This is a genomic window from Streptomyces sp. NPDC039424 (assembly GCF_055639495.1).
On record NZ_JBVKAI010000003.1, the window covers coordinates 66,388 to 91,192 of the forward strand.

A 24,805-nucleotide genomic window follows, 5' to 3' on the forward strand; every position below is an offset into this window, starting at 1 on the left:
CTACGGCAGCGTCAGGATCTCCGCCCCGGTCTCGGTCACCACCAGCGTGTGCTCGAACTGGGCCGTCCGCTTGCGGTCCTTGGTCACCACGGTCCAGCCGTCGTCCCACATGTCGTACTCGTGCGTGCCCAGCGTCAGCATCGGCTCGATGGTGAAGGTCATCCCCGGCTGCATGACCGTCGTGGCGTGCGGGCTGTCGTAGTGCGGGATGATCAGGCCGGAGTGGAACGACGAGTTGATGCCGTGGCCGGTGAAGTCCCGGACCACGCCGTATCCGAAGCGCTTGGCGTACGACTCGATGACCCGGCCGATGATGTTGATCTGACGGCCGGGCCTGACCGCCTTGATCGCGCGGTCGAGGGACTCCCGGGTCCGCTCCACCAGCAGCCGCGACTCCTCGTCCACGTCACCCACGAGGTACGTCGCGTTGTTGTCGCCGTGCACCCCGCCGATGTACGCCGTCACGTCCAGGTTGACGATGTCGCCGTCCCTGAGGACGGTCGAGTCCGGGATGCCGTGGCAGATGACCTCGTTGACACTGGTGCACAGGGACTTGGGGAAGCCGCGGTAGCCGAGCGTGGACGGGTAGGCGCCGTGGTCGCACATGTACGCGTGGGCGACCTTGTCCAGCTGGTCCGTGGTCACGCCCGGCGCGATGAGCTTCGCGGCCTCCTCCATGGCCCGCGCGGCGATGCGGCCGGCGATCCGCATCGCCTCCACGGTCTCGGGCGTCTGCACCTCGGGCCCGGTGTACGGCTTCGGCGCGGGCTTGCCGACGTACTCGGGGCGGCGGATGTTTCCGGGGACCGGACGGGTGGGGGACAGCTCCCCTGGTACGAGCAGCGACTGGCCAGACATGCCAGCGAGTCTAACCAGCGGGTGTGGGGGAACATGTCGGTGGCGAGAGGAGCTGGTCATGGCCCTGTTCAAGAAGCGCACGGCCGGGAAGCCCGGAGAGTGGTACTACTGCCTGGAGCACAAGAAGGTCGAGGAGGGCCCCGAGTGCCCCGCCAAGGACCGCTTCGGCCCGTACGCCACCCGCGCGGAGGCCGAACACGCGATGGCGACGGCCCGCGAGCGCAACCTCCAGTGGGAGAACGACCCCCGCTGGCACGACGCCCCGGCGAGCGGCACCGCTGAGGAGGACTGACCGGCCGCGCGACGCCCCGGTGGGTGGGAGTGGTGGCGGTCAGGTTTCCGCCGGGGCGGGGGTTTCGGTCGTGCGCCGTCGCCGCATGCGGACCGCGTGTTCGTTGGTGCGGGCGTCGTAGGTCATCAGGCCCGGCAGGCACAGGGCGAGCAGTCCCACCGCGCCGGCGCAGGCGAGGCCGCCGGACCAGACGGAGGCCCGGACGCCCGCCCATGCGGCGAGGCCGCCCGCCCGGACCTGGCCGAGCTGCGGCCCGACCGAGTACGACAGTAGTTCGATTCCGGCGAGCCGCCCGCGCAGCTCGTCCGGAATCGTCTGGTTCCACATGGCGGCCCGGAAGATCCCGCTGACCATGTCGAAGCCGCCGCCCAGGGTGAGGAACAGCAGCACCAGCCAGACGTTCCCCGAGGCACCGGCGGCGGCCACCGCGAGGCCCCACAGCGCGGCCGACAGCGCCACCATCAGCCCGTGCCGGTTAATCCGGGAGGTCCAGCCGCTGGTCAGGCTCACCAGCAGGGCGCCCGCCGGGACGGAGGCGTACATCAGACCCAGCGACCACTCGGCGTGCAGCTCGTCGGCGAGGAAGGGCAGGACGGCCAGCGGCATGGCCAGGAACATCGCCGCGATGTCCACGATGTACGTGCCGAGGAGCTCCTTGCGGCTCCAGGCGTACCGGGCGCCCTCCAGGACGGCCCGCAGGGACGGCTTGGCGGCCTCGTGGGAGGCGGGGGAGGGGGCGATGCGCACGACGTACGCCAGCGAAACCACGAAGGTCGCGAGGTCGGCCGCGTAGGCCCAGCCGAGCCCCGCGTACGCCACGACCACGCCCGCCACGGCCGGCCCCGCGACACCGCCGACCGTCCAGCGCAGCGAGTTGAGCGAGGCGGCGGCCGGCATGGCGTCGTGGGCGACGATCCGGGGCCACAGCGAGTCGAGGGCGGGCCGCTGCACGGAGACCAGCGAGGAGGAGAGGGCCGCGACGACGTACAGCGGCCAGACGGCGGGCCGCGGCAGCAGCGCGTCGACCAGCAGCACGGCGCTCAGCAGCCCCTGCCCGGCCTCGGTCCACAGGATCAGCTTCCGCTTGTCCAGCGCGTCCGCGAGCGCGCCCCCGTACAGCCCGAACACCACCAGCGGCACCAGCTCGACCGCACCGATCGCCCCGACCGCCGCCGCCGACCCGGTGAGCTCCTTCAGCTGCACCGGCAGCGCCACGAACGTGAGAAAGCTGCCGAAGTTGCTGATCAGCCCCGAGATCCACAGCTTGCGGAAGTCGGCGGAGGCCCGCCAGGGCGCGAGATCCGGGAGCAGGGCGCGCAGGCCCGTCGGGGGGGTGTCGGGGGAGTCGGTCACGAAGGCTCATGGTCGGGCGGGGGGAAGGGGCGCGGCAACCGCTTTTCGTCGGGCCTCACCACGGGGCGGGCGGTGGTGCCGTCAGCGCCTCCGCCAGGCGGGAGAGGCGGTCCCGGAATCCTCGCCGAGCCCGCGGGGAGCCTCCGTTCTCCCCGGCCGCCGCGCTGACGAGGTGCTGGACGCTGTCCAGGTCCAGTTCGGCCCCGTCCGGCACGGCCAGCGTCTCGTGTGCCATCGCCTCCAGCTCGCCCCCGCCGGAGCACAGCGCCAGCACGGTCACCCCGGCCCGCCGGGCACCGTGCACCCGCTCCAGCAGCGGCGCGGGCTCCCCGGGAGCCACGACCAGCAGTGTCTCGCCCCGTCGCGCCGCCTCGATCCGGCCGGGCCCGACGGCCAGGTGGGCCGGATCCGAGGGGCGCGCGTCGTGCCGTACCAGGGTGGGGGCCAGCTCGGGCGTGCCCGACCAGGCGGCCTCGTCCACCAGATGGGCCGCCAGGTGCCAGGGCTCGTACTCCTCGGTGCCCACCAGCAGCAGGCCCCCGCCGTGCGTCACCACCGACCCGCGCAGCACGCCCGCGAACCGCCGGGTGGCCTCCAGCCACTCGGTCCCGGCGAGCACTTCGCGCAGCAGCGCGACCCGTACGGCGTCCATACGGCCGCATACTGCCGCAACCGGTCACTCGTGATGCGGAGTTCACTCCGAATTAGCCCAACTCAGGGACAGTGTCCGGTCACTGGAGGTCCCCGTCCGTCCGAGGAGCCGCCCGATGACCGAAGCCACCGTCCCCTTCCGCGCGGGCCGCGAGGGTCACGCCAGTTACCGGATCCCGGCGGTGGTGGCCACCGGGTCGGGCCGGCTGCTGGCCTTCTGCGAGGGCCGGGTCGACTCCGCGCGGGACCACGGGCACATCCGGATCGTGCTGAAGCGGTCCGCCGACGGCGGGCGCACCTGGGGGCCGCTCCAGACCGTCGCCGACAACGGCGGCGACCTGGCGGGCAACCCGGCCCCCGTCGTCCTCGACACCGGCCGGATCCTGCTGGTCCACGTCCGCTCGGCCGCCACCGCCTCCGAGGACGCCCTCCTGCGCGGCAAGGTCAAGGACGCCGAAGGCCGCAGGGTGTGGGTGCAGCACAGCGACGACGAGGGCGCCACCTGGTCCGCCCCGCGCGAGATCACCCGGTGGGTGAAGCGGGCGGGCTGGCGCTGGTACGCCACCACCCCCGGCCACGCGATCCAGCTGAGCACCGGCCGCGTCGTCGTCCCCGGCAACCACACCCTGCCGCCCACCGGCACCGACACCGGCACGGAGGCGAAGTACAACAGCGGTCACTGTCTGCTCAGTGACGACCGGGGCGAGAGCTGGTACCTCGGCTACGTCGACGAGAACACCGACGGCTACGTCAACGTCAACGAGACCACCGCCGCCGAACTCCCCGACGGCCGCGTCTACTTCAACACCCGCAACGACTCCCCGTCGCCGGGCAACCGCGCCGACGCCCACTCCGAGGACGGCGGGCGGACCCTGCACACCCGCTTCCGCCCGCAGGCCGGACTGGAGGGCCCCGTCTGCCAGGGCAGCGTCCTGCAACTCCGCGACCCGGACGTGCTGCTCTTCTCCGGCCCCGCCTTCCCCGGCGGCCGGGCCCTGATGACCGTCCGCGCCTCCACCGACGGCGGCAAGACCTGGCGGCCCGTGTTCACCGTCGACGGCCTGCCCGCCGCCTACTCCGACCTGGTACGGATCGACGCCCGCACGGTCGGACTGCTCTACGAGACCGGTGACTTCGGCGCCTACCAGCGGATCGTCCTGCGCAGGGTGCCCGTGACGCGGCTCACCTGAACCGGTCGGGCAGCGGCGGCGGACGTAGAGTCGGCCCATGACCTCTACCGACAGCGCACAGAAGGCCCCCGCCAAGGACCCCTGGGACCTGCCCGACGTCTCCGGGCTGGTCGTCGGCGTGCTCGGCGGCACCGGGCCGCAGGGCAAGGGCCTCGCCTACCGGCTCGCCAGGGCCGGCCAGAAGGTGATCATCGGCTCGCGGGCCGCCGACCGCGCGCGGGCCGCCGCCGAGGAGCTCGGGCACGGCGTCGAGGGCGCCGACAACGCCGAGACCGCGCGGCGCAGCGACATCGTGATCGTCGCGGTGCCCTGGGAGGGGCACGGCAAGACCCTGGAGTCGCTGCGCGAGGAGCTGGCGGGCAAGCTCGTCGTGGACTGCGTCAACCCGCTCGGCTTCGACAAGAAGGGCGCCTACGCCCTGAAGCCGGAGGAGGGCAGCGCCGCCGAGCAGGCCGCCGCGCTGCTGCCGGACTCCCGGGTGACCGCCGCCTTCCACCACCTCTCGGCGGTGCTGCTGCAGGACCCGGAGATCGCGGAGATCGACACCGATGTGATGGTCCTCGGCGAGGAGCGGGCCGACGTGGAGATCGTCCAGGCGCTGGCCGGACGCATCCCCGGCATGCGCGGGATCTTCGCGGGGCGGCTGCGCAACGCTCACCAGGTGGAGTCACTGGTCGCGAACCTGATCTCCGTCAACCGCCGGTACAAGGCGCACGCGGGGCTGCGGGTCACGGACGTATGAGCCGATGGGGGACACTGGTGCCGTAGCAGTGTCCCCCGACAGGAGCCGACCGAAATGCCCCGCCTCGCCCTCTGCACCCTCGCCGTCTGCGTCCTCGCCGTGGCCGCGGCCGTCGTCTCCTTCGTCCAGGGCAGCTGGCTGGGCGTCGTATGGGTGCTGCTCGCCGGTCTGTCGTCCAACATGACCTGGTACTACCTGCGGCGGGGCCGGGCCGGCTACGCCCAGAAGCGGTAGAGGCTCCAGCCGTAGGAGGCGTCGTACTCACCGACCCCCAGCCCCCGCAGGGCCGCGTCGACCAGGTCGAAGAACACCTGGTTGACCGCCGGCAGCCACAGCAGCGCGAACACGAACAGCAGGCCGAACGGGGCGAACGGCTCCACCTGCCGCTTGACGTTGTACGACAGCCAGGGCTCGATGACGCCGTAGCCGTCCAGGCCGGGGACCGGCAGGAAGTTCAGGATCGCGGCCGACACCTGGAGCAGCGCGAGGAAGGCCAGCGCGAACCGGAAGTCGGCGGGCACCCCGTCCAGCGCGTCCAGCCAGAACGGGGCCGTGCACACCACCGCGAACAGCACGTTCGTCAGCGGGCCGGCCGCCGAGATCAGACTGTGCCGCCAGCGCCCCCGGATCCGGCCGCGCTCGATGAACACCGCGCCGCCCGGGAGCCCGATCCCGCCCATCATCACGAACACCACCGGCAGCACGACGCTGAGCAGGGCGTGCGTGTACTTCAGCGGGTTCAGCGTCAGATAGCCCTTCTCGCCGACCGATATGTCCCCGCTGTGCAGGGCGGTGCGCGCGTGCGCGTACTCGTGCAGGCACAGGGAGACGATCCAGGCGGCCGTCACGAACAGGAACACGGCGACGCCCGGCTGGTCGGCGAACCCCGTCCAGGTGGCCCATCCGGTGACCGCCGTGACGGCCAGGATCCCGACGAACACGGGACTGATCCGCCGGTCGCTGTGGCGGGTGGTGGCGGTGGTCATGCGGCGGACTCCTGGAGGCTGAGGGCTGGGGCTGGGGCTGGGGCTGCGGTACCGGGCACTGGGGAAAACGCTCGCGGTCGGGTGCCGGTTCCTAGGAGGGTGGGGGGATGGTCGTGAGGCGCGTGCTGTACGAGGGCTGGCAGATGGAGTGCTGCGGTACCCCGTTCTCCGTGGGGGACGAGGTGACCTGGCGAATGATTCCCCTGGAACCCGGGGACATGCGGACATGGGACTGGGACGAGAAGGAGTACGCCGGGCTGCTGCGGGTCGAGCACCACGGCGGCCGGTGGCCCGCGACCACGGGCCGGGTCCGCGCCATCCACCTCGTCCACCAGGTGTACGCGGAGACCGCCCCGGCCTCGAAGAGTTACGTACCGGTCCTCGGGCGGCGGTCGCTCGAGCCCGTCGACAGCTGCCCCAAGTGGTTCGACCGTACCGGACCCACCGGCGGTCCCGGCCCCCGGCACCGTCGCCACACGGACGGCGTCCTCGTCGCCCTCGACGTCCCCGGCGCCCCGCCGTCGGAACCCCGTGACCGGCGGTAGGTTCACCAGGGACAATGAAGCCCGTGCGCTATCGCATCCTCGGCACCACCCAGGCACTCCGCCCCGACGGTACGTCCGTTTCCGTGGGCGGAGCACGGCTGCGCGCGCTGTTGACCGTGCTCGCGCTCAGACCCGGGCGGACCGTGCCGGTGAGTGTGCTGGTCGACGAGGTGTGGGACGCGGACCCGCCGGCCGACGCGACCGGCGCGGTGCAGGCACTGGTCGGACGGCTGCGGCGGGCGCTCGGAGCGGACGCCGTCGGCTCGGCGGAGGGCGGCTACCGGCTCGCCGCCGCGCCCGACGACATCGACCTGCACCGCTTCGAACGCCTGACCGGTGAAGGGCTGCGCGCCCTGGCCGACGGCGACCCGGCCAAGGCGGCCACGCTCCTCGACGACGCCCTCGCGCTGTGGCGCGGCCCCGCCCTCGCCGACCTGCCCGACCGCACCGCCGAGGCCGCCCGCTGCGCCACCCGCCACCTCGACGCCCTGCGCGCCCGGCACACCGCAGCCCTCGCCCTCGGCGACGTGGACCGGGCACTGCCCGAGTTGACCGCCCTGTGCGACACCCACCCCCTGGACGAACCCCTCCAGGCCCTGCGCCTGCGCGCCCTGCGCGACGCGGGCCGCACGGCCGAGGCCCTGGCCGCCTACGAGGACGTACGACAGCTGCTGGCCGACCGGCTCGGCTCCGATCCGGGGCCCGAACTGCGCGCGCTGCACGCTGAGTTGCTCAGCCCTCAGCCGGGGCCTGCCCAGGTGCGCGCGCCCGGGGCGTTGCCGGTCCCGGGCAACCTGCCCGCCCGTCTCACCTCCTTCGTCGGCCGGGAGACCGACATCGAGGCCATCCGCGGGGACCTCGCCGCGGCCCGGCTGGTCACGCTGCTCGGGCCCGGCGGGGCCGGGAAGACCCGGCTGTCGCAGGAGGCCGCCCAAGCGGTACGGGACGCGACCCGGGACGGGGTGTGGCTGGCCGAACTGGCGCCCGTGACCGACCCCGAAGCCGTACCGGAGGCCGTGCTCACCGCGATCGGCGCCCGCGAGACCGTGCTGCACGGCGCCGGCGCCGAGAGCATGCGGGCCGTCGCCGACCGGTACGACGACCCCGTCGAGCGGCTCGTCGAGCACTGCGCCCGGCGCCGGATGCTGCTCGTCCTGGACAACTGCGAGCACGTGGTGGAGGAGGCGGCCCGCCTGGCGGAGCGGCTGCTGGCGCGCTGCCCGGAGGTGACGGTCCTGGCCACCAGCCGGGAACCGCTCGGCGTGCCGGGCGAACTGCTGCGGCCCGTGGAGCCGCTGCCCGAGCCGGTCGCACTGCGGCTGCTCGCCGACCGGGGGGCCGCCGCGCGGCCCGGTTTCCGCGTCGAGGACGATCCGGAGGCGTGCGCCGAGATCTGCCGCCGCCTCGACGGCCTGCCCCTCGCCATCGAACTCGCCGCCGCCCGGCTGCGGATGCTGACGCCCCGCCAGATCGTCGACCGGCTCGACGACCGCTTCCGGCTGCTCACCTCCGGCAGCCGCACCGTGCTGCCCCGCCAGCAGACCCTGCGGGCCGTCGTCGACTGGTCCTGGGACCTGCTCGCCGAGGACGAACGCGAGGTGCTGCGCTGCCTGTCGGTCTTCGCCGGCGGCTGCGACCTGGCCGCCGCCGAGGCCGTGTGCGGACCGGACGCCTTCGACGCGCTGGGCTCCCTGGTCGACAAGTCCCTCGTTGTCGCCGCCCCGGCATCCGACGGCGGGATGCGCTACCGGCTCCTGGAGACCGTCGCCGAGTACGCGGGCGAACGGCTCGACGAGACCGGCCGGCGAGGGGAGGCCGAGCGCGCCCACCTGACCTACTTCCGCGAACTGGCCCGCACCACCGACCCGTTGCTGCGCGGCCCCGAACAGCGCGCCGCCATCGGACGGTTGCAGCTGGAGTACGAGAACCTGCGCACCGCCCTGCGCCGCGCCGTCGCCGGGCAGGAGGAGCAGGAGGCGCTCTGCCTGGTCCTCTCGCTGGTCTGGTACTGGCAGATGCGCGACCTGCGCATCGAGGCCCGCAATCTGTGCCGCGAGGTCATGGCGCTCGGCCCCGACCCGTTCGCCGAGCCCGTCCGCCGTGCCGCACCGGTGTGGCAGCGCTGCACGGACGTCCCGCCCCCGTACACCGGCGAACTGCTCGACGAGGCCCGGCGCGGTGTGCACCTGGCCCATCTCGCCTGCATGGACACCGAGCTGGACGCCTGGCAGACCCTTGAGGCCCAGACGAACCTGCGCGTGATCGCCCAGGTGTACGAACCCGGCATGCCGCAGACCTGCCGTCCCCCGGGCATGCTGTGGTTCTTCGCCGTGCTGCTGACCGGGGGCATGGAGGAACTGCGCACCATCATCGACGCCTGCGTGCGGACCTCCCGGCAGACACCGGGCTTCGAGTGGGAACTGGCCTCCACCCTGCAGATGCGCGCCAACATCCTCGCCAACCGCAGCGAGTGGGCGGGGGACGCCACCCGCGACGCCGACGAGGCACTGGAGATATTCCAGCGCCTCGGCGATGTGTGGGGCGCCGCCGAGGCGCTTTCCGCGCGCGGCGAGTCCCACGAGCGCAAAGGCGCGTACGAGTCGGCCGCCGCCGACTTCCGGGCGGCCATCGAGCACGCCGAGCGCCTCGGCGCCCCCGCCCAGGCGGCGGTGCTCGGCGTCCGGCTGGCCGCCGTGCTCCTGGAGACGGGCGAGTCGGAGCACGGCGAGCGCATGCTGCGCGAGATCATCGCCCGCCAGGACGGCAGCACCAACGAGGCGATGCCCATGGCCCGTCTCTTCCTCTCCGGCTGGCTCTCGCTGACCGGCCGCGTCCCGGAGGCCCGTGAGCAGCTCCGCCTGCTCCGCCAGGAATTCGGGATCTCGCACTTCGTCGTCTTCGACGCCTTCATCCTCGGCCAGGAGGCCTGGGTGGACGCCGTCGACGGCCGCCCCGAGGACGCCCTGGACAAGATCCGGCAGGCGCTGGGCCGTGCCACCGACCCGCTGTCCCAGACCATCGCCCCGCATCTGCAGCCCCTGTACCTGACCATCGCCGCGACGGCCCTCGCCGAGGTCGACGGCGGCGCCCGCGCCCACGACGCCGCCCGCTGCCTGGCCGCCGCCGACGCGCTGCTGCCCTCCGCCCATGTCGCCGCGACCATCGAGCGCGAGGTCCGCGCCCGTACCGAGGCAGCCATCCGGACCGTACTCACCGACGAGGCATACGCCACCACCTACGCCGAGGGCGCCAACCTCTCCCTCGCGGAGGTCACCGCCCTGGTGTGAGGGGCGCGTAGGGGCCGTGCGCGTCGAGGTGCCGTCGTGGCGTCGCATGGCGGAGGGCGGCAACCTCTCCCTCGTGGAGGTCACCGCCCTGGTGTGAGGCGCCCGTATGGTCAGTTCTTGGTGCGGAACTTGTGGATCGCGACCGGCGCCATCAGCGCGGTGAGGCCCACGGACCAGATGACCGTCACCCACAGGTCGTGCGCGACCGGGCCGCCCTCCATCAGGCCGCGCGCGGTGTCGGCCAGCGCGGAGAGCGGGTTGTAGTCGGTGAAGTGCTGCAGCCAGCCCGGCATCGAGGCGGTCGGCGCGAAGATCGACGAGCCGAACTGCAGCGGCATCAGCACCAGGAAGCCCATGGCCTGCACGGACTGCGCGCTCTTCATCGTCACGCCGAGGGTCAGGAACACCCACATCAGGGCCGAGCCGAACATCGCGGACAGCCCCACGGAGGCGAGCATGCCGGTCCAGCGGTGGATGTCGTAGCCGACGAGGACGGCGACCACCATCAGCACCGCGGTCGCGAGCAGCATCCGCATCAGCTCCACCGCGATCTTGGCGAAGAGGACGGAGCCGCGCCCGATCGGCAGGGACCGGAAGCGGTCCATGACACCGGAGTTGAAGTCCTGGTTGAAGCCGGTGCCCACCCCCTGGGCCATGTTCATGCCCATCATGGCCATCAGACCGGGCACGACGTACTGGACGTACTGGTCCTGGCCGCCGCCCATGGACTGGCCGATCGAGCCGCCGAAGACGTACACGAACAGCAGTGTGAAGATCACCGGGAACAGGATGGCGTCGAACATCGACTCCGGGTCCTGCCGGATCCACAGCAGGTTGCGGCGGATGAGCGCACCGGTGTGGCGCAGGTGCGCGCGGGGCGAGATGGGGGTGTCGGCCTTGTGGGCGGCCGTCGTGAGGGTGGCGGCGCTCATACGGCGACCTCCTGGCGGGCGTCGGTGGGCGTGGTGTCCTGCGGGGCACTGGCGCGGTGGCCGGTGAGGGACAGGAACACCTCGTCCAGGCTGGGCAGTTCGGTGCTGATGGAGGTGATCGTGATGCCGCGCGCGGTGACCGCGCCGACCACGGCGGTCAGCTGCTCGTCGCTGAGGATCGGCACCAGCAGGGTGCCGCTGTCGGTGTCCACGGTGGTCGCGGCCAGTCCCGTGATGCCGAGCTCGTCGAGCATGTGGGCGAGCGGGCGCAGCTCCAGCGGGTCGACCGGGCGCACGCGCAGGGTGCGCCCGCCGACCTTGGACTTCAGCTCCTCGATACCGCCCTGGGCGATGACCTTGCCGCGGTCCACCACGGTCAGCTCCGAGGCCAGCTGCTCGGCCTCCTCCATGTACTGCGTGGTGAGCAGGACCGTGACCCCCTCCCCGACCATGGCCTTGACCTCGTCCCACACCTCGTTGCGGGTGCGCGGGTCCAGTCCGGTGGTCGGTTCGTCGAGGTAGAGCACGGCGGGCCGTCCGATCATCGACGCGGCCAGGTCGAGCCGCCGCCGCATACCGCCGGAGTACGTCCCCGCGGGCCTCCGCGAGGCCTCCGTCAGCGAGAACCGCTCCAGCAGCTCGTCGGCCCGGGTGCGGGCCTCCTTGCGGGGCAGGTCGAGCAGCCGTCCGATCAGGTACAGGTTCTCCCAGCCCGGGAGCTTCTCGTCCACCGAGGCGTACTGCCCGGTGAGCCCGATCACCCGGCGCAGCTGCCGGGGCTGCCGTACGACGTCGTAGCCGGCGACGGTCGCCTGTCCGGCGTCGGGGGTCAGCAGGGTGGACAGGATCCGTACGAGGGTGGTCTTCCCGGCCCCGTTCGGCCCGAGCACCCCCATCACGGAGCCCTCCCGCACGTCCAGGTCCACCCCGTCCAGTGCCTTGGTCTCGCCGTAGTGCTTGACCAGCCCCCGCACGGTGACGGCGTGGCCCGCGCCGGTGGGGTTGTTGTCGATTCGCGTCATGCCGATGACGGTGTCAGGCCCCACCGACAAACCACCTACAGCCCACCGACAGCCGTCGACAGCCCACCGACAGCCGCGACAGCGTGCCGACACCATCGAAGATCTCCCGACGAGCACCGCAACCATCAATCGAGGAACCACGACGGCGAGCGACCACCTCCGCGAGAGCGGCGCCGGTTTAGGCGCAAAAAAGGGGACGGCCCTGCTGACTGGGGGAAGATCAGCAGGGCCGTCCGTGGTGGTGCGGCAGTGGTCTAGTGCACGGAGTGCTCCTCCAGCGGGAACGTTCCGCCGACGACGTCCTCGGCGAAGGCCTTGGCCGCGTCGCCCATGACCTCACGCAGGTCGGCGTACTTCTTCACGAACTTCGGCACGCGACCGGAGGTCAGCCCGAGCATGTCGGTCCACACCAGCACCTGCGCGTCCGTCTCCGGGCCCGCGCCGATGCCGACGGTCGGGATGTGCAGCACGCGGGTCACCTCGGCGGCGAGCTCCGCGGGCACGAGCTCCAGCACCACCGCGAACGCCCCCGCGTCCTGCACGGCCTTGGCGTCGCGCAGCAGCTGCTGGGCCGCCTCCTCGCCGCGTCCCTGCACGCGGTAGCCCATGGCGTTGACGGACTGCGGGGTCAGGCCGATGTGGGCCATGACCGGGATGCCGGACTCCACCAGCAGCCGGATCTGCTCGTGCGAACGCTCGCCGCCCTCCAGCTTCACGGCACCGACGCCCGCCTCCTTCACCAGCCGGGTCGCCGAGCGCAGCGCCTGCACCGGGCCCTCCTGGTAGGAACCGAAGGGCAGGTCGCCGACGATCAGGGAGCGGTTCGTACCCCGTACGACGGCCGCCGACAGCATGGTCATCTCGTCGAGGGTGACGGGCACGGTCGACTCGTACCCCAGATGGCAGTTGCCCGCCGAGTCGCCGACCAGGATGACCGGGATGCCGGCCTCGTCGAAGACGGACGCGGTCATCGCGTCGTAGGCGGTGAGCATGGGCCACTTCTCGCCGCGTTCCTTGGCGAGAGTGATGTCGCGGACGGTGATGCGGCGGGTGCCCTTGCCCCCGTACAGCGCCTTGCTGCCGTCGGAGGGCTTCGTCTGGGCAGCCGAAAGCTGCGTCATTGCAACGGCTCCTTCAGTCATCTCGAGGCGCCCTGACGGCGTCCCCGGATCTCCTCCATGGTGGCACCTCGTGCCAGTCAGGGCCAGAGGGGACCCCCGTGATCCCTCGCGCACGGCTTGCGTCCATCTGAGCAAGGCCATCGGCAAGGGCCATCGGTAAGACCTTCGTAAAGGAATTCAGATACGAGACGGTGCCGTATTGGAATTGTCCTAGGCTCGGCCGCATGACTACTCCTGCCGTCCCCGCGCCCCGGATACCGGAAGAGGTCCACCGGCGCCGCTGGGCGATCCTCGGCGTGCTGATGCTGAGCCTGCTCATCGTGGTACTGGACAACTCGATCCTGAACGTCGCCGTCAAGACGATCTCCACCCCGGCGCCGACCGGCCTCGGCGCCACCCAGAGCGAGATCGAGTGGGCGATCAACTCCTACACCCTCGTCTTCGCGGGGCTGCTGTTCACCGCCGGTCTCATCGGCGACCGGCTCGGCCGCAAGAAGGTCCTGCTCGGCGGGCTCGTGGTGTTCGGCATCGGCTCGGCCCTGGCCGCCGAGTCCGGCTCGCCGGGCCAGCTCATCGCCTACCGCGCCCTGATGGCCCTCGGCGCCGCCTTCGTCATGCCCGCCACCCTCGCCGTACTGATGAACGTCTTCGAGCGCGAGGAGCAGCCCAAGGCCATCGGCATCTGGGCGGGCGGCGTCGGTCTCGCCATCGCCATCGGGCCGATCACCGGAGGCGCGCTGCTCGACCACTTCTGGTGGGGCTCGGTCTTCCTCATCAACGTGCCCATCGTGATCCTGGCGCTCGCGCTGATGGTGTGGCTGGTGCCCGACTCCCGCGACCCGCGCCCCGGCCGCCTGGACCCCATCGGCGTCGTGCTGTCCGTGGTCGGCCTGGTCCTGCTCGTCTACGGCATCATCAAGGGCGGCGAGCTGGCCGACTTCACGGACCCGACCGTGCTCGCCACCATCGCCGCGGGCCTCGTCGTCCTCGCCGCGTTCGTGGTCTTCGAGAAGCGCAGCGACCACCCGTCCCTGGACGTCACCTACTTCAGGAACAAGGTCTTCTCGGCCGCCATGAGCGCCATCGCGCTGGTGTTCTTCGCGCTGATGGGCGTGACGTTCTTCGGCGTCTTCTACACCCAGAGCGTGCGCGGCTACTCGCCGCTGGAGTCCGGCGTGCTGATGCTGCCGCTGGCCGCCGCGCAGATGGTCTTCGCGCCGCGCGCCCGGCTGGTGGTCGACCGGTTCGGCAACAAGGCCACCACCACCGCCGGTCTGCTGCTGATCGCCGTGACGCTGGCCGTCTTCGCCGTCTTCGAGGCGGACACGCCGATCTGGCTGCTGGAGGTCAACTTCTTCCTCATGGGCGCCGGTATGGCGCACATCATGACGCCGACGTCCGTCGTCATCATGCAGGCGCTGCCGCGCGAGAAGGCCGGCTCCGCCTCCGCCCTCAGCAACACCTTCCGCCAGGTCGGCGGCGCCCTCGGTATCGCCGTCCTCGGCTCGGTCCTGTCCACCTCCTATCGCAACGGCATCGAGGGCAAGCTCGGCCCGGTGCCTCCCGGTCTCAGGGACACCGCGGCCGAGTCCATCGAGGCGACCCTCGGTGTCGCCGCCAAGCTCGGCCCCCAGGGCAAGGTCCTCGTCGACCCTGCCAACGACGCCTTCCTGCACGCCATGCACGTCACCGCGCTGTGCGGCACCGGGGTCGCGCTCATCGGCGCGGTCGTCGTGGCCGTCTTCCTGCCGGGCAAGCCGCCGGCGCCGCAGGAGGGCAAGGAGGAACCCCAGTTGGTGGCGGCCGGAGAGTAACCGGCGGGGGACCGACAGGGAGTCGACAGGGGACCCATGGGGTCCGACGGGGATCGACGGGGGAGGTTCGAACAGCGGGGGAGCAGGCAGCTGCGCGACAATCGGCGCAGCAGGTGAAAGGACGGAATGACGTGAGCCTTGCCGACAGCCGGCCCCGGCCGTGTGCCCCCACCAGGGGCCGCCCCCGCAGCGAGGCCGTGGAACAGGCCATCATCGAGGGTGTGATGAGGCTGCTGGAGGAGGGCGTTTCACTGGCCGAACTCTCCATCGAGCGCATCGCCCGCACCGCCGGCGTCGGCAAGGCGACCATCTACCGGCGCTGGAGCGGCAAGGAGGAGCTGTTCGTCGACGTGATGCGGGCCGCCGAACCCCCCGACCCCGTCCTCCCCGGCACCTCGATGCGCGACGACCTCGTGGTGCTGCTGGAGTCGTTGCGGCAACGCGGCCTGGTCAGCCGTTCGTCGGCGATCCTGCACAACGTGTACGCCCAGATGAAGAGCAGCCCGAAGGTCTGGGCGGCGTACCACGCCGGCGTCATAACTCCCCGGCGCAACCTCGGCATGGAGGTCCTGCGCCGGGGGCAGCTCAACGGCGAACTCCGCACGGACATCGACCTCGAACTGGCCAACGACATGTTCGCCGGCCCCATGCTCACCCGTTCCCTCATGCGCCCCGACGCCGATCTGCCCGAGGGACTCTCGGAGCAGATCGTCGACACGGTCCTCGAAGGCCTACGGCCCGTCAGCTCCACGGAGGCGTAAGCGGAATGTGCGTGTTTCGTCACAGTCCGGGCCTGTCACCCGGGTAACCGGAACTCCCGGCGCCGACTTGTTCGTCCTCGTGCCCGTACGGCCGCCATGGGACGGCGGGAACGAGGCCGATCATCCCCTAGGGTCGGATAGCACGGGGGACGACGGTGTGCACGGCAGGCAGTGAGGCAGACGGTATGGCGCAGCAGGCGTACATGACGGAGACGGACAACGGAGGCTCGGGCCCCGAGCGCCGGGGACCCCGGCTTCGGCGCCTGGTGAAGCGGTTTCTGGACGACTGGCGCGGCGACCCACGCGTCTGGCGCCGGGGCGTCGTCCTCGCCGTGCTCGCGCTGCTGCTCGCGCTGGTGATGCTGGTCCACTCGCACATCCCCAACCGGGTGGGCAACCTGGGCAGCCTCACGGAGACCTTCCTGCCCTGGCTGGGGCTGGCCATCCCGGTACTGGTGGTCCTGGGGCTGGTACGGAAGTCGGCGACCGCGCTGATCGCGGTGCTGCTGCCCGCGATCGTGTGGCTGAACCTCTTCGGCGGGCTGCTCACCGACAAGTCGGGCGGCGGCGGTGACCTGGTGGTGGCCACGCACAACGTCAACGCCGACAACCCGGACCCGTCCGGCACCGCCCGGGACGTGGCCTCCTCCGGCGCGGACGTGCTGGCGCTGGAGGAGCTGAAGGCGTCCGCCGTCCCGGTGTACGAGAAGGCGCTGGCGCCGACGTACAAGTACCACTCGGTGCAGGGCACCGTCGGGCTGTGGAGCAAGTACCCGCTGGGCGGCGCCCGGGCCGTCGACATCAAGCTGGGCTGGACGCGGGCGATGCGCGCCACCGTGACCACGCCGCACGGTCCGGTCGCGGTGTACGTCGCCCACCTGCCCTCCGTGCGGGTGAAGATGGAGGCCGGGTTCACCGCCCGGCAGCGTGACAAGAGCGCCGACGCGCTGGGCGAGGCGATCGCCGACGAGACGCTGAAGCAGGTCGTGCTGCTCGGCGACCTGAACGGCACCATGAACGACCGCGCCCTGAACGCCGTCACCTCGCAGATGCGCTCCACACAGGGCGCGGCGGGCAGCGGCTTCGGCTTCAGCTGGCCGGCCTCGTTCCCGATGGCCCGGATCGACCAGATCATGGTGAAGGGCATCGAGCCGGACAGTTCCTGGACCCTGCCGAAGACCGGCAGCGACCACCTGCCGGTGGCGGCGCGTGTGAACGTCACCACATCGGCAACGGGCCCCTGACTCCCTGGAATACCGACCCCGAGAGCCTTTGTTCCGTACTTGAACATACTGAGAGAATCAGCAACTGTACGGAACCACCGCTCTGAAAGGTCCCTCCCTCATGCCCCTGGCCCTACTCGCCCTTGCCGTGGGCGCCTTCGGCATCGGTACGACCGAGTTCGTGATGATGGGCCTGCTGCCCGATGTCGCGGACGACCTGCACATCTCGATCCCCACCGCCGGACACCTCGTCTCGGCGTACGCGCTGGGCGTCGTCATCGGCGCCCCGCTGCTGGCCGCGCTCACCGCGCGGATGTCCCGGCGCACGGTTCTGATCGGCCTGATGGCCCTGTTCGTCGTGGGCAACGCGCTCTCCGCCTTCGCCCCCGGCTACGAGTCGCTGCTGGGCGCGCGCTTCCTGAGCGGTCTGCCGCACGGCGCCTTCTTCGGCGTCGGCGCGGTGGTCGCGACGACCATGGTGGCGCCGGAGCGCAAGGCCCGCTCCGTCTCCCTGATGTTCCTGGGCCTCACCGTCGCCAACGTCGCCGGCGTCCCGGTCGCCACCCTCATGGGCCAGCACCTGGGCTGGCGGGCCACGTTCCTCGGCGTCAGCGCGATCGGCCTGGCGGCGATAGCGTCCCTCTTCCTGCTCATCCCGCACGACCACACGCACGCCTCCTCCCCGACCGGCCTGCGCGGCGAACTGGCCGCCCTGCGCTCCCTGCCGGTCTGGCTGGCCCTCGGCACCACCGTGGCGGGCTTCGGCGCCCTCTTCTCGGCGTACAGCTACGTCACCCCGATGCTGACGGACTCCGCCGGATTCGCCGAGACCAACGTGACGCTGCTGCTCGCCCTGTTCGGCGTCGGCGCCACCGCCGGCAACCTGCTCGGCGGCCGTCTCGCCGACCACTCGCTGCGCGGCACCCTGTTCGGGGGCCTGAGCTCCCTGGCGGCGGTACTGCTGCTGTTCCCCGTCCTCATGCGCGCGGAGTGGAGCGCGGCGCTGGCGGTGGCTCTGCTCGGCATGGCCGCCTTCGTCACCGGCTCCCTCCTCCAGCTCATGGTCATGGAGAAGGCCTCGTCCGCCCCCTCCCTCGCCTCCTCCGCCAACCAGGCCGCCTTCAACCTGGCCAACGCCGGCGGCGCCTGGATCGGCGGCCTCGCCCTAGCGGCGGGCTTCGGCGCGACGTCTCCGGCGGTCGCGGGGTCGGCACTGGCGGTGCTCGGCCTGGGCGTGGCCGGCCTGGCGTACGTCGTGGACCGCCGCCAGGCCCCCGCGGGCGGACGGGAACGGCTGGTCGCCTCGCACGTCCCGCAGGACATGGAGGCGCTGCACCACTGACGTTCACCCGGGGTCCCTCTTCGGACGCGATGCGTGGGCGCCGAGGAGGAACGCTCCGCGGACGGCGACCAGGACCCGACCCGGACGGCACGCTAGTGCGATGCCCGCCGGGCTGGCGGTCGTGACCAGGCCACCGGCGATGGCGAAGCCGAAGCCGGTGCCGAGTCGGCGTGCGGTGGAGGTGATCGCTCCGGCCAAGCCGGCCCGGGCGGGAGGCGGTCGCCTCACCGCGCGCTCCGGCCAAGCCGGCCCGGGCGGGAGGCAGTCGCTCACCGCGCGCTCCGCTCAAGCCGGCCCGGGCGGGCAGCAGTCCGCTCTCCGCGGTGCCGATGAGCAGGTGGGCCGGCAGAAGCAGCGGCACGCTTGATCCTGCTGGACCGGCCGTTCTCACCCGGGGTCCCGCTTCGGCCGCGATGCGTGGGCGACGAGGAAGAGGGACATTCCGCAGGCGGCGACCAGGAGCCAGCCGGGACGGGACGCTTGTGCGATGCCCGCCGGGCCGGCGGTCGTGACCAGGCCGCCGGCGATGGCGATGCCGAGGGCGGAGCCGAGCTGGCGGGCGGTGGAGGTGATCGCTCCGGCCACGCCGGCCCGGGCGGGCGGCAGTCCGCTCACCGCGGTGTTGGTGATCGGGGCGTTGGCGAAGCCGAAGCCGGTGCCGATGAGCAGGTAGGCCAGCAGCAGCAGCGGCACGCTCGTGTGCTGGTCGAGCCCGGTGAGGCAGAGCCCGCCGGCCGTGATGAAGCCGCCGGCCAGGGCGAGCGGCAGCCGTGGCCCGAGGCGACCGACCAGATGCCCGGACAGGGGTGCGCAGACGATCGCCCCCACAGCCATGGGCAGGGTCGCCGTCCCGGCGGCCAGCGGCGTCCATCCCCGGGTGTGCTGCAGATAGAGGGTGTTGAGCAGCAGCGTCACGTTCAGTGCGACGAACACCGCCACGGCACCCAGCACCGCACCGCTGAACACCGGACGCCGGAAGAGCCGAGGATCCATCAGCGGCTCGCGTCGGCGTGACTCGACCCAGACGAACGCGGCCGTCGCCACGACGGCGACCCCGTACAGGGCCAGCGCCGAGGCCGATGTCCAGCCGATGCGCGGCCCTTCGATGAGGGTGCCGACCACGACCCCGATGACCACGGTCAGCAGGGCCTGACCCGGGAAGTCGAGCCGCCGCCCGCGCAGTCCTCGGGACTCCGGCACGAACACGGCGCTGAGCACGAGGGCGGCCACGACGACCGGCGCGTTGATCCAGAACACCGACCGCCAGCCGAACACGGCGACGAGGGCGCCGCCCGTGACGGGACCGGCGGCCATGCTGAGCCCGAAGACCGACGCCCAGACCCCGATGGCCTGCGCGCGCTCCTTCGGGTCGGGCATCGCGTTCACCACGATCGCGAGGGCCACGGGACTGAGCATCGAGGCACCGATTCCCTGCACCGCACGGGCCGCGATGAGCGCGCCCGCCGAAGGGGCGAGCGCGCAGACCAGCGAGGCCGCGCCGAACACGACCAGCCCCGACTGGAACACCCGTCTACGTCCGAACCGGTCCGCCAGCGCGCCGGAGGAGATCAGGAGACTGGCCAGCACGAGGGTGTACGCGTCGACGGTCCATTCGAGACCGCGCGTCCCGGCCCCCAGGCCGTGCCCGATGGCGGGCAGACCCACATTGACGATGGTGGTGTCCAGGCCCACCAGGAACATGCTCAGACAGCAGACGGCCAGCACCGTCCAGCGCCTGCGCACGCCCGAAGTGGGCTGCACAGGATGGGTCGTCGTGGTCATGGCCCGCCTCTCACGTCCGGAAGTAGCTGCCCGGCAAGACTCCGGCCGGACGACGACCGCCGCCCAGCACTTTTGCGGAGGCCGCAAAATGGGCTCCGTGGACGTGGAACTGGAACAGATACTCGAAGACATCGGGCCACGGCTGCGCACGCTGCGCCGGGACCGCGGACTCACGCTGGAGGCGCTCGCGGCCGCGACCGGGATCTCCGTGAGCACGCTGTCCCGTCTCGAATCAGGCAAACGGCGCCCGACGCTGGACCTGCTCATCCCCCTCGCGCGGGCGCACCGCGTCGCACTCGACCAGCTGGTGGCCGCGCCGGCCAGCGGTGACCCCCGGGTGCATCTCAAGCCCCTGAGCAGGGGGCACGGCAGCGTCCTCGTGCCCCTGACGCAGTATCCGGGCCGGGTGCAGGTGTTCAAGCAGGTGCTGGCACCTCGTGAGCCGAAGCTGGTGACCCACGACGGATACGAGTGGCTCTACGTCCTCGCGGGCGAGCTGCGCCTCATCCTCGGGGAGAACGAACTCACACTCCGCCCCGGTGAAGTGGCCGAGTTCGACACGGGCGAACCCCACTGGTTCGGCCCGGCCGGTACGACCGCCGTGGAGATCCTGCACCTGTTCGGACCACGCGGCGCCCAGGCGGTCGTCCGCGCGGGTCCGTCCGCGACGGTACAGGGGGCCTTCGGGGATGTCCCGGGGGACTGCTCGGGGTGATCACTGATGGCACCTGCTGTGGCCGTCATCGACGCCGCCTCAGCCTCCCGCCTCCGGGACGTCCAAGCGGGCGAGGTCTCGCAGCCAGGCCCGTGCCGAGCTGTCGGACGGTGCGCGCCAGTCACCGCGCGGCGAGAGCGAACCGCCGGCCGAGACCTTCGGCCCGTTCGGCATTGCCGAGCGCTTGAACTGCGCGAACGCGAAGAAGCGACGGCAGAAGACCTCCAGCCAGTGCCGGATCTCCGCCAGGTCGTACGCCACCCGCTTGGCCTCCGGGAAGTTCGGCGGCCAGGCTCCGGCGTCCGGGTCGTGCCAGGCGTGCCAGGCCAGGAAGGCGATCTTCGACGGCCGGAAGCCGTAGCGCAGCACATGGAAGAGCGTGAAGTCGTGCAGCGCGTACGGGCCGATCTTGGACTCGGTGGACTGCATCTCCTCGCCCGGTACGAGCTCCGGGCTGATCTCCGTGTCGAGGATCGCCGCGAGGGTCTTGCCGGTCTCCTCGTCGAACTGGTCGCTGCTGATGACCCAGCGGATCAGATGCTGGATCAGTGTCTTCGGCACGCCCGAGTTGACGTTGTAGTGGCTCATCTGGTCGCCCACGCCGTACGTGGACCAGCCGAGCGCCAGCTCCGACAGGTCACCGGTGCCCAGCACGATGCCCCCGCGCTGGTTGGCCAGCCGGAACAGGTAGTCGGTGCGCAGTCCGGCCTGCACGTTCTCGAAGGTGACGTCGTACACCGGCTCGCCGGACGCGAACGGGTGGCCCATCTCCTTCAGCATCAGCCGCGCGGTGGGGGTGATGTCCAGCTCGGCCGCGGTGACGCCGAGCGAGTTCATCAGCTTGTGGGCGTTGTCCTTGGTGTGGTCGCTGGTGGCGAAGCCGGGCAGCGTGAAGGCCAGGATGTCGCTGCGCGGGCGGCCCGCGCGGTCCATCGCGCGGGCGGCGACGATCAGCGCGTGCGTGGAGTCGAGGCCGCCGGACACCCCGATGACCACCTTCGGGCCGCCGATCGCCGCCAGTCGCTGCTGAAGGCCCGCGACCTGGATGTTGTACGCCTCGTAGCAGTCCAGGGCGAGGCGCTCGGCGTCGGCCGGCACGAACGGGAAGCGCTCCAGGCGACGGCGCAGCCCCAGGTCGGTGGGCGGCGGATCGAGCTCGAACGTGACCGTCCGGAAGTCACCGGTCCGCGCGCGGTGCGTACGGCGGTTGTCGTCGAACGTGCCCATCCGCTGCCGCTCCTGCCGCAGCAGGTCGAGGTCCACGTCGGCCACCGCGTGACTGTCGCCGAGCGGGAACCGCTCGGTCTCCGCCAGCAGCACGCCGTTCTCGTAGACCATGGCCTGGCCGTCCCAGGACAGGTCGGTGGTCGACTCGCCGAGGCCGGCCGCGGCGTAGACGTACGCGGCGAGGCAGCGGGAGGACGCCGAACGGCACAGCAGCTTGCGGTCCTCGGCCCGCCCGACCGTGATCGGGCTGCCCGAGAGATTGACCAGGACGGTCGCACCGGCGAGGGCCGCCTCGGCGCTCGGCGGCACCGGCACCCACATGTCCTCGCAGATCTCCGCGTGCAGCACGAGACCGGGGACGTCCCCGGCCTCGAACAGCAGATCGACGCCGAACGGCACGGTCTCGCCGCCGACGCGGATCGTGCCGCCGCGCTCGTCGGCGCCGTCGCCGATCTGCCGGCGCTCGTAGAACTCCCGGTAGTTCGGGGGGTACGACTTGGGCACGACACCGAGGACACGGCCGCGGTGCACGATCACCGCGCAGTTGTAGACCCGGTTGCGGTGGCGCAGCGGGGCACCGACGACCAGTACCGGCAGCAGCTGGGCCGACCCGGCCACCACCTCCTGCAGCGCCTCCTCGACCTGGTCGAGCAGCGCGTCCTGCAGCAGCAGGTCCTCGATCGAGTAGCCGCACAGCCCCATCTCCGAGAAGACGGCGACGGCCACCCCCTCCCCGTCGCACCGGCGCGCGTGGCGCAGGACCGCTTCGGCGTTGGCGTGCGGGTCCGCGATGACGGTGTGACCCGTACACGCGGCGACGCGTGCGAAGCCATGCTGATAGATCGACCAGAAGTTCAACTCAGGCACGGGCCCAGTGTAATCGTCAAAGCGACGCGATGGGTGGTGCGGGGTGTGCGCCGCCCCACGCGCGGCGAAGGGGCGCGGGGTGGACCCACCCCGCGCCCCCTCAGGGTGCCGTTGCCGGCGGTGCCTCAGTGGCGCTTGTACGACTCCACGTAGCCGCTCGCGGGCGTGCCCACGCCGGTCACGTCGTCGTAGCCCTTCACCGCGGACAGCGAGCTGTCCTTGCCCAGGCTGCGGACCGAGGTCAGCAGGCCGTCGGCGGCGTCGTAGCCGTTGGCGAAGTCCACGCGGGCGACCGCCAGACCCTTGCCGGTCGGGTTGTCGGTGACGTCGTGGTACGCCTTCGACCCGTACTTGGCGTAGATCGCCGGGTTGGCGAAGCCGAGCGCCTTGCCGCCGCGCGCCTCCTGGGCCAGGGCCTGGACGGCCGCGATCACCGGCGCGGCGAGCGAGGTGCCGCCGATGCGGTACTCGCTGTACTGCTGCGACCCGTCCGGGAAGGTCTGGGTCTGGCCGACCAGGAAGCCGGTGTTCGGGTCGGCGATCGCCGAGATGTCCGGGACGACGCGGTTGCCGGTGGCGCTGTTGGCCTTGGCGAGCGAGTCCGGGACGACGCCCTTCTGGTAGGCGGGCTCGGCCACGGTCTTGCTGGTGCCGCCGCCCGCACCCGAGGTGAAGGCGCCGGGGAAGCCGGTCCAGCTCTTGCCATCAGCCGACAGCGAGGCCTTCTCGGTGCCCCAGCCGGTCTCCCACAGGTACTTGTCGCCCTTGCCGACCGCCAGCGAGGTACCGCCGACCGCCGTCACCCAGGCCGAGTTGGCCGGGGTGTCGACCTGCTTCGTGCCGGTGTTGGCGACCTCGTCGCCGTTGTCGCCGGAGGAGAAGTAGAAGCCGATGCCCTCGACCGCGCCGAACTGGAAGACCTGGTCGTAGGCGGCGGCCAGGTCCGGCGTCTGGTTGGCCTCGATGTCGCCCCAGGAGTTGGAGACGATGTCGGCCAGGTGGTTGTCGACGATCTTGCTGAGCGAGTCGAGCAGGTCGTCGTCGTAGCAGGAGGCGCCGCCCACGTACGTGACGTCGGCGTCCGGCGCGACCGCGTGCACGGCCTCGACGTCGAGGGTCTCCTCGCCGTACCAGCCGGCCGCCCCGCACTCCTCGGTCTTCGTGTAGTTCTTCGGCAGCACCTGGTGCAGCTGGCCGGTCTTCCACGCCGCGTCACCGTGCTTCTTCGCATAGCTCTGCGCGTCGAAGGCGATGGTCGGCGAGGCGTAGGCGTCGGTGATGGCGATCCGGACACCCTTGCCGGTGTACGTGCCGGCACCGTAGGCGGCGCGCAGCTGCTTGCCGGTGTAGCCCTTGACGGCGTACGGGATCTTCGAGCCGTACGCGTCCGGCAGCGTGCTCGCGACGTTCGAGCCGTAGTACGAGGAGAACGGCCCGGAGTTCTTGAACACGGCGTCCGGCGGCGGCAGCTGGTCCTTGTGGCTCGCCTTGTGCGGCGCGTTGTCCAGGCCGGTGACGGTCAGGACGGCGCCGTTCAGGGCCTCCGGCACCGAGGCCGCCTTCGAGGGCGCGTGGTAGGTCTTGGCGCCCTTGGCGTAGTTGTGCAGCTGGGTGCCGAACGCCTTCTCGGCGGCGGCCACGTCACCGGTGACGGTGAGGTAGTGCCGCGTGGCGCCGGTGACCTTCAGCCCGGCCGACTTCAGCCAGGACGTGACGGCGGCCACCTGGGCCTTGGTGGCACCGAAGCGGGCCTGCGCCTTCTTGGCGCTCAGGAACTTGCCGTACTGCGGCGAGTTCGGGTCGGACACCGCCTTGGCGTAGGCCGCGAGGCCGGAGGCGTTCCGGCCGGCCAGGTAGACCCGGGCGGAGACCTGGGCGCTGTCCGAGGTGGCGCCCTGGTCCGCCTTGGCCGTGGCCCAGGCGGGCTTGGTGCCCGCCAGCGTGTCCCGGCCCGGGTTGTCCGCGGCGTGCGCCGCGGGCGTGCCGAGCGCCAGCGCGCCGGCGAGCATGGGCAGTGTCGCTGCCAGGCTCGCGGCGCGCAGGTTGGCGCGGTTGGATCTCATGTAACCCCCTGCGATGCGCCTCGCGATGGGAG

General features: G+C 71.8%; 21 protein-coding genes. 11 read left to right on the forward strand and 10 right to left on the reverse strand.

Going from position 1 to position 24,805, the window contains the following annotated elements; all coding sequences use genetic code 11:
* On the reverse strand, window positions 1–858 hold the full coding sequence (map, locus tag ACZ7L0_RS08545) for a type I methionyl aminopeptidase (protein ID WP_471241674.1): 858 nt from the start codon (window positions 856–858) through the stop codon (window positions 1–3).
* A 58-nt stretch (window positions 859–916) separates the two neighbouring features.
* On the opposite strand from map, the gene ACZ7L0_RS08550 reads away from it, so the two are divergent.
* Window positions 917–1,150: a hypothetical protein gene (locus ACZ7L0_RS08550; protein WP_471241675.1), complete on the forward strand. Its 234-nt coding sequence runs from the start codon at window positions 917–919 to the stop codon at window positions 1,148–1,150.
* Window positions 1,151–1,189: 39 nt separating this feature from the next.
* On the opposite strand, the gene ACZ7L0_RS08555 is transcribed toward ACZ7L0_RS08550, so the two are convergent.
* Window positions 1,190–2,503 carry an MFS transporter gene (locus tag ACZ7L0_RS08555; protein ID WP_471241676.1) on the reverse strand — a complete coding sequence of 438 codons (1,314 nt, stop codon included), beginning with the start codon at window positions 2,501–2,503 and terminating at the stop codon, window positions 1,190–1,192.
* A 55-nt stretch (window positions 2,504–2,558) separates the two neighbouring features.
* Entirely contained in the window at window positions 2,559–3,155 is a 597-nt protein-coding gene (locus ACZ7L0_RS08560; protein ID WP_471241677.1) for a hypothetical protein, read from the reverse strand.
* Between the two features lie 115 nt (window positions 3,156–3,270).
* Here ACZ7L0_RS08560 and ACZ7L0_RS08565 point away from each other — a divergent pair, with 115 nt between their 5' ends.
* The 3 genes from ACZ7L0_RS08565 to ACZ7L0_RS08575 are packed head-to-tail and all read left to right on the forward strand — an operon-like array spanning window position 3,271 to window position 5,320.
* Window positions 3,271–4,344, forward strand: coding sequence for a sialidase family protein (locus tag ACZ7L0_RS08565; protein WP_471241678.1), 1,074 nt, complete (start codon window positions 3,271–3,273; stop codon window positions 4,342–4,344).
* Window positions 4,345–4,381: 37 nt separating this feature from the next.
* Window positions 4,382–5,086, forward strand: coding sequence for an NADPH-dependent F420 reductase (npdG, locus tag ACZ7L0_RS08570; protein ID WP_471241679.1), 705 nt, complete (start codon window positions 4,382–4,384; stop codon window positions 5,084–5,086).
* Window positions 5,087–5,140: 54 nt separating this feature from the next.
* The gene (locus ACZ7L0_RS08575) at window positions 5,141–5,320 is read left to right on the forward strand and encodes a hypothetical protein (RefSeq protein WP_471241680.1); all 180 of its coding nucleotides are present in this window, start codon (window positions 5,141–5,143) and stop codon (window positions 5,318–5,320) included.
* Here the strand turns inward: ACZ7L0_RS08575 and ACZ7L0_RS08580 are convergent.
* On the reverse strand, window positions 5,302–6,072 hold the full coding sequence (locus ACZ7L0_RS08580; RefSeq protein ID WP_471241681.1) for a site-2 protease family protein: 771 nt from the start codon (window positions 6,070–6,072) through the stop codon (window positions 5,302–5,304). The genes ACZ7L0_RS08575 and ACZ7L0_RS08580 overlap by 19 nt on opposite strands.
* A 107-nt stretch (window positions 6,073–6,179) precedes the next feature.
* Between ACZ7L0_RS08580 and ACZ7L0_RS08585 the strand changes: the two genes are divergently transcribed.
* Together ACZ7L0_RS08585 and ACZ7L0_RS08590 are read left to right on the forward strand one after the other, a co-directional pair.
* A complete protein-coding gene (locus ACZ7L0_RS08585; protein WP_471241682.1) occupies window positions 6,180–6,617 on the forward strand; it encodes a DUF6578 domain-containing protein in 438 nt (145 codons plus the stop codon).
* A gap of 14 nt (window positions 6,618–6,631) precedes the next feature.
* A complete protein-coding gene (locus tag ACZ7L0_RS08590; protein WP_471241683.1) occupies window positions 6,632–9,904 on the forward strand; it encodes an AfsR/SARP family transcriptional regulator in 3,273 nt (1,090 codons plus the stop codon).
* A 110-nt stretch (window positions 9,905–10,014) separates the two neighbouring features.
* Here the strand turns inward: ACZ7L0_RS08590 and ACZ7L0_RS08595 are convergent, their stop codons facing one another.
* The 3 genes from ACZ7L0_RS08595 to panB all read right to left on the reverse strand — a co-directional run bounded on the left by ACZ7L0_RS08595 (window position 10,015) and on the right by panB (window position 12,979).
* Window positions 10,015–10,836: an ABC transporter permease gene (locus ACZ7L0_RS08595; protein ID WP_471241684.1), complete on the reverse strand. Its 822-nt coding sequence runs from the start codon at window positions 10,834–10,836 to the stop codon at window positions 10,015–10,017.
* Window positions 10,833–11,858, reverse strand: coding sequence for an ATP-binding cassette domain-containing protein (locus tag ACZ7L0_RS08600; protein ID WP_471241685.1), 1,026 nt, complete (start codon window positions 11,856–11,858; stop codon window positions 10,833–10,835). Before ACZ7L0_RS08600 ends, ACZ7L0_RS08595 begins: the two co-directional genes overlap by 4 nt.
* A gap of 254 nt (window positions 11,859–12,112) precedes the next feature.
* Window positions 12,113–12,979: a 3-methyl-2-oxobutanoate hydroxymethyltransferase gene (panB, locus tag ACZ7L0_RS08605; RefSeq protein WP_471241686.1), complete on the reverse strand. Its 867-nt coding sequence runs from the start codon at window positions 12,977–12,979 to the stop codon at window positions 12,113–12,115.
* 224 nt (window positions 12,980–13,203) lie between these two features.
* Between panB and ACZ7L0_RS08610 the strand changes: the two genes are divergently transcribed.
* The 4 genes from ACZ7L0_RS08610 (at window position 13,204) to ACZ7L0_RS08625 (ending at window position 18,119) form a co-directional block, all read left to right on the forward strand.
* A complete protein-coding gene (locus ACZ7L0_RS08610; RefSeq protein WP_471241687.1) occupies window positions 13,204–14,793 on the forward strand; it encodes an MFS transporter in 1,590 nt (529 codons plus the stop codon).
* Between the two features lie 131 nt (window positions 14,794–14,924).
* Window positions 14,925–15,554 carry a TetR/AcrR family transcriptional regulator gene (locus ACZ7L0_RS08615; protein ID WP_471241688.1) on the forward strand — a complete coding sequence of 210 codons (630 nt, stop codon included), beginning with the start codon at window positions 14,925–14,927 and terminating at the stop codon, window positions 15,552–15,554.
* A gap of 185 nt (window positions 15,555–15,739) precedes the next feature.
* Window positions 15,740–16,798: an endonuclease/exonuclease/phosphatase family protein gene (locus ACZ7L0_RS08620; protein WP_471241689.1), complete on the forward strand. Its 1,059-nt coding sequence runs from the start codon at window positions 15,740–15,742 to the stop codon at window positions 16,796–16,798.
* 100 nt (window positions 16,799–16,898) lie between these two features.
* A complete protein-coding gene (locus ACZ7L0_RS08625; protein WP_471241690.1) occupies window positions 16,899–18,119 on the forward strand; it encodes an MFS transporter in 1,221 nt (406 codons plus the stop codon).
* Window positions 18,120–18,506: 387 nt separating this feature from the next.
* Here ACZ7L0_RS08625 and ACZ7L0_RS08630 read toward each other — a convergent pair whose 3' ends face one another.
* Complete coding sequence (locus ACZ7L0_RS08630; RefSeq protein WP_471241691.1) at window positions 18,507–19,901, reverse strand: MFS transporter; 1,395 nt, start codon at window positions 19,899–19,901, stop codon at window positions 18,507–18,509.
* Window positions 19,902–19,989: 88 nt separating this feature from the next.
* On the opposite strand from ACZ7L0_RS08630, the gene ACZ7L0_RS08635 reads away from it, so the two are divergent.
* Window positions 19,990–20,616 (forward strand): helix-turn-helix domain-containing protein, encoded by a 627-nt coding sequence (locus tag ACZ7L0_RS08635; protein ID WP_471241692.1) that lies wholly within the window; start codon window positions 19,990–19,992, stop codon window positions 20,614–20,616.
* 39 nt (window positions 20,617–20,655) lie between these two features.
* Here the strand turns inward: ACZ7L0_RS08635 and ACZ7L0_RS08640 are convergent, their stop codons facing one another.
* Together ACZ7L0_RS08640 and ACZ7L0_RS08645 are read right to left on the reverse strand one after the other, a co-directional pair.
* Window positions 20,656–22,710: an NAD(+) synthase gene (locus ACZ7L0_RS08640; RefSeq protein ID WP_471241693.1), complete on the reverse strand. Its 2,055-nt coding sequence runs from the start codon at window positions 22,708–22,710 to the stop codon at window positions 20,656–20,658.
* Between the two features lie 125 nt (window positions 22,711–22,835).
* Window positions 22,836–24,773: a S53 family peptidase gene (locus tag ACZ7L0_RS08645; protein ID WP_471241694.1), complete on the reverse strand. Its 1,938-nt coding sequence runs from the start codon at window positions 24,771–24,773 to the stop codon at window positions 22,836–22,838.
* Window positions 24,774–24,805: the final 32 nt, after the last annotated feature.

Bases quoted from the DNA above. Each gene is read 5' to 3' on its own strand.
- ACZ7L0_RS08645 (WP_471241694.1), bottom strand. From the start codon at position 24,773: ATGAGATCCAACCGCGCCAACCTGCGCGCCGCGAGCCTGGCAGCGACA.
- ACZ7L0_RS08600 (WP_471241685.1), bottom strand. From the start codon at position 11,858: ATGACGCGAATCGACAACAACCCCACCGGCGCGGGCCACGCCGTCACC.
- ACZ7L0_RS08580 (WP_471241681.1), bottom strand. From the start codon at position 6,072: ATGACCACCGCCACCACCCGCCACAGCGACCGGCGGATCAGTCCCGTG.
- panB (WP_471241686.1), bottom strand. From the start codon at position 12,979: ATGACGCAGCTTTCGGCTGCCCAGACGAAGCCCTCCGACGGCAGCAAG.
- map (WP_471241674.1), bottom strand. From the start codon at position 858: ATGTCTGGCCAGTCGCTGCTCGTACCAGGGGAGCTGTCCCCCACCCGT.
- ACZ7L0_RS08575 (WP_471241680.1), top strand. From the start codon at position 5,141: ATGCCCCGCCTCGCCCTCTGCACCCTCGCCGTCTGCGTCCTCGCCGTG.
- ACZ7L0_RS08630 (WP_471241691.1), bottom strand. From the start codon at position 19,901: ATGACCACGACGACCCATCCTGTGCAGCCCACTTCGGGCGTGCGCAGG.
- ACZ7L0_RS08550 (WP_471241675.1), top strand. From the start codon at position 917: ATGGCCCTGTTCAAGAAGCGCACGGCCGGGAAGCCCGGAGAGTGGTAC.
- ACZ7L0_RS08595 (WP_471241684.1), bottom strand. From the start codon at position 10,836: ATGAGCGCCGCCACCCTCACGACGGCCGCCCACAAGGCCGACACCCCC.
- ACZ7L0_RS08620 (WP_471241689.1), top strand. From the start codon at position 15,740: ATGGCGCAGCAGGCGTACATGACGGAGACGGACAACGGAGGCTCGGGC.
- ACZ7L0_RS08625 (WP_471241690.1), top strand. From the start codon at position 16,899: ATGCCCCTGGCCCTACTCGCCCTTGCCGTGGGCGCCTTCGGCATCGGT.
- ACZ7L0_RS08565 (WP_471241678.1), top strand. From the start codon at position 3,271: ATGACCGAAGCCACCGTCCCCTTCCGCGCGGGCCGCGAGGGTCACGCC.
- ACZ7L0_RS08610 (WP_471241687.1), top strand. From the start codon at position 13,204: ATGACTACTCCTGCCGTCCCCGCGCCCCGGATACCGGAAGAGGTCCAC.
- ACZ7L0_RS08635 (WP_471241692.1), top strand. From the start codon at position 19,990: ATGGGCTCCGTGGACGTGGAACTGGAACAGATACTCGAAGACATCGGG.
- ACZ7L0_RS08590 (WP_471241683.1), top strand. From the start codon at position 6,632: ATGAAGCCCGTGCGCTATCGCATCCTCGGCACCACCCAGGCACTCCGC.
- ACZ7L0_RS08585 (WP_471241682.1), top strand. From the start codon at position 6,180: ATGGTCGTGAGGCGCGTGCTGTACGAGGGCTGGCAGATGGAGTGCTGC.
- ACZ7L0_RS08560 (WP_471241677.1), bottom strand. From the start codon at position 3,155: ATGGACGCCGTACGGGTCGCGCTGCTGCGCGAAGTGCTCGCCGGGACC.
- npdG (WP_471241679.1), top strand. From the start codon at position 4,382: ATGACCTCTACCGACAGCGCACAGAAGGCCCCCGCCAAGGACCCCTGG.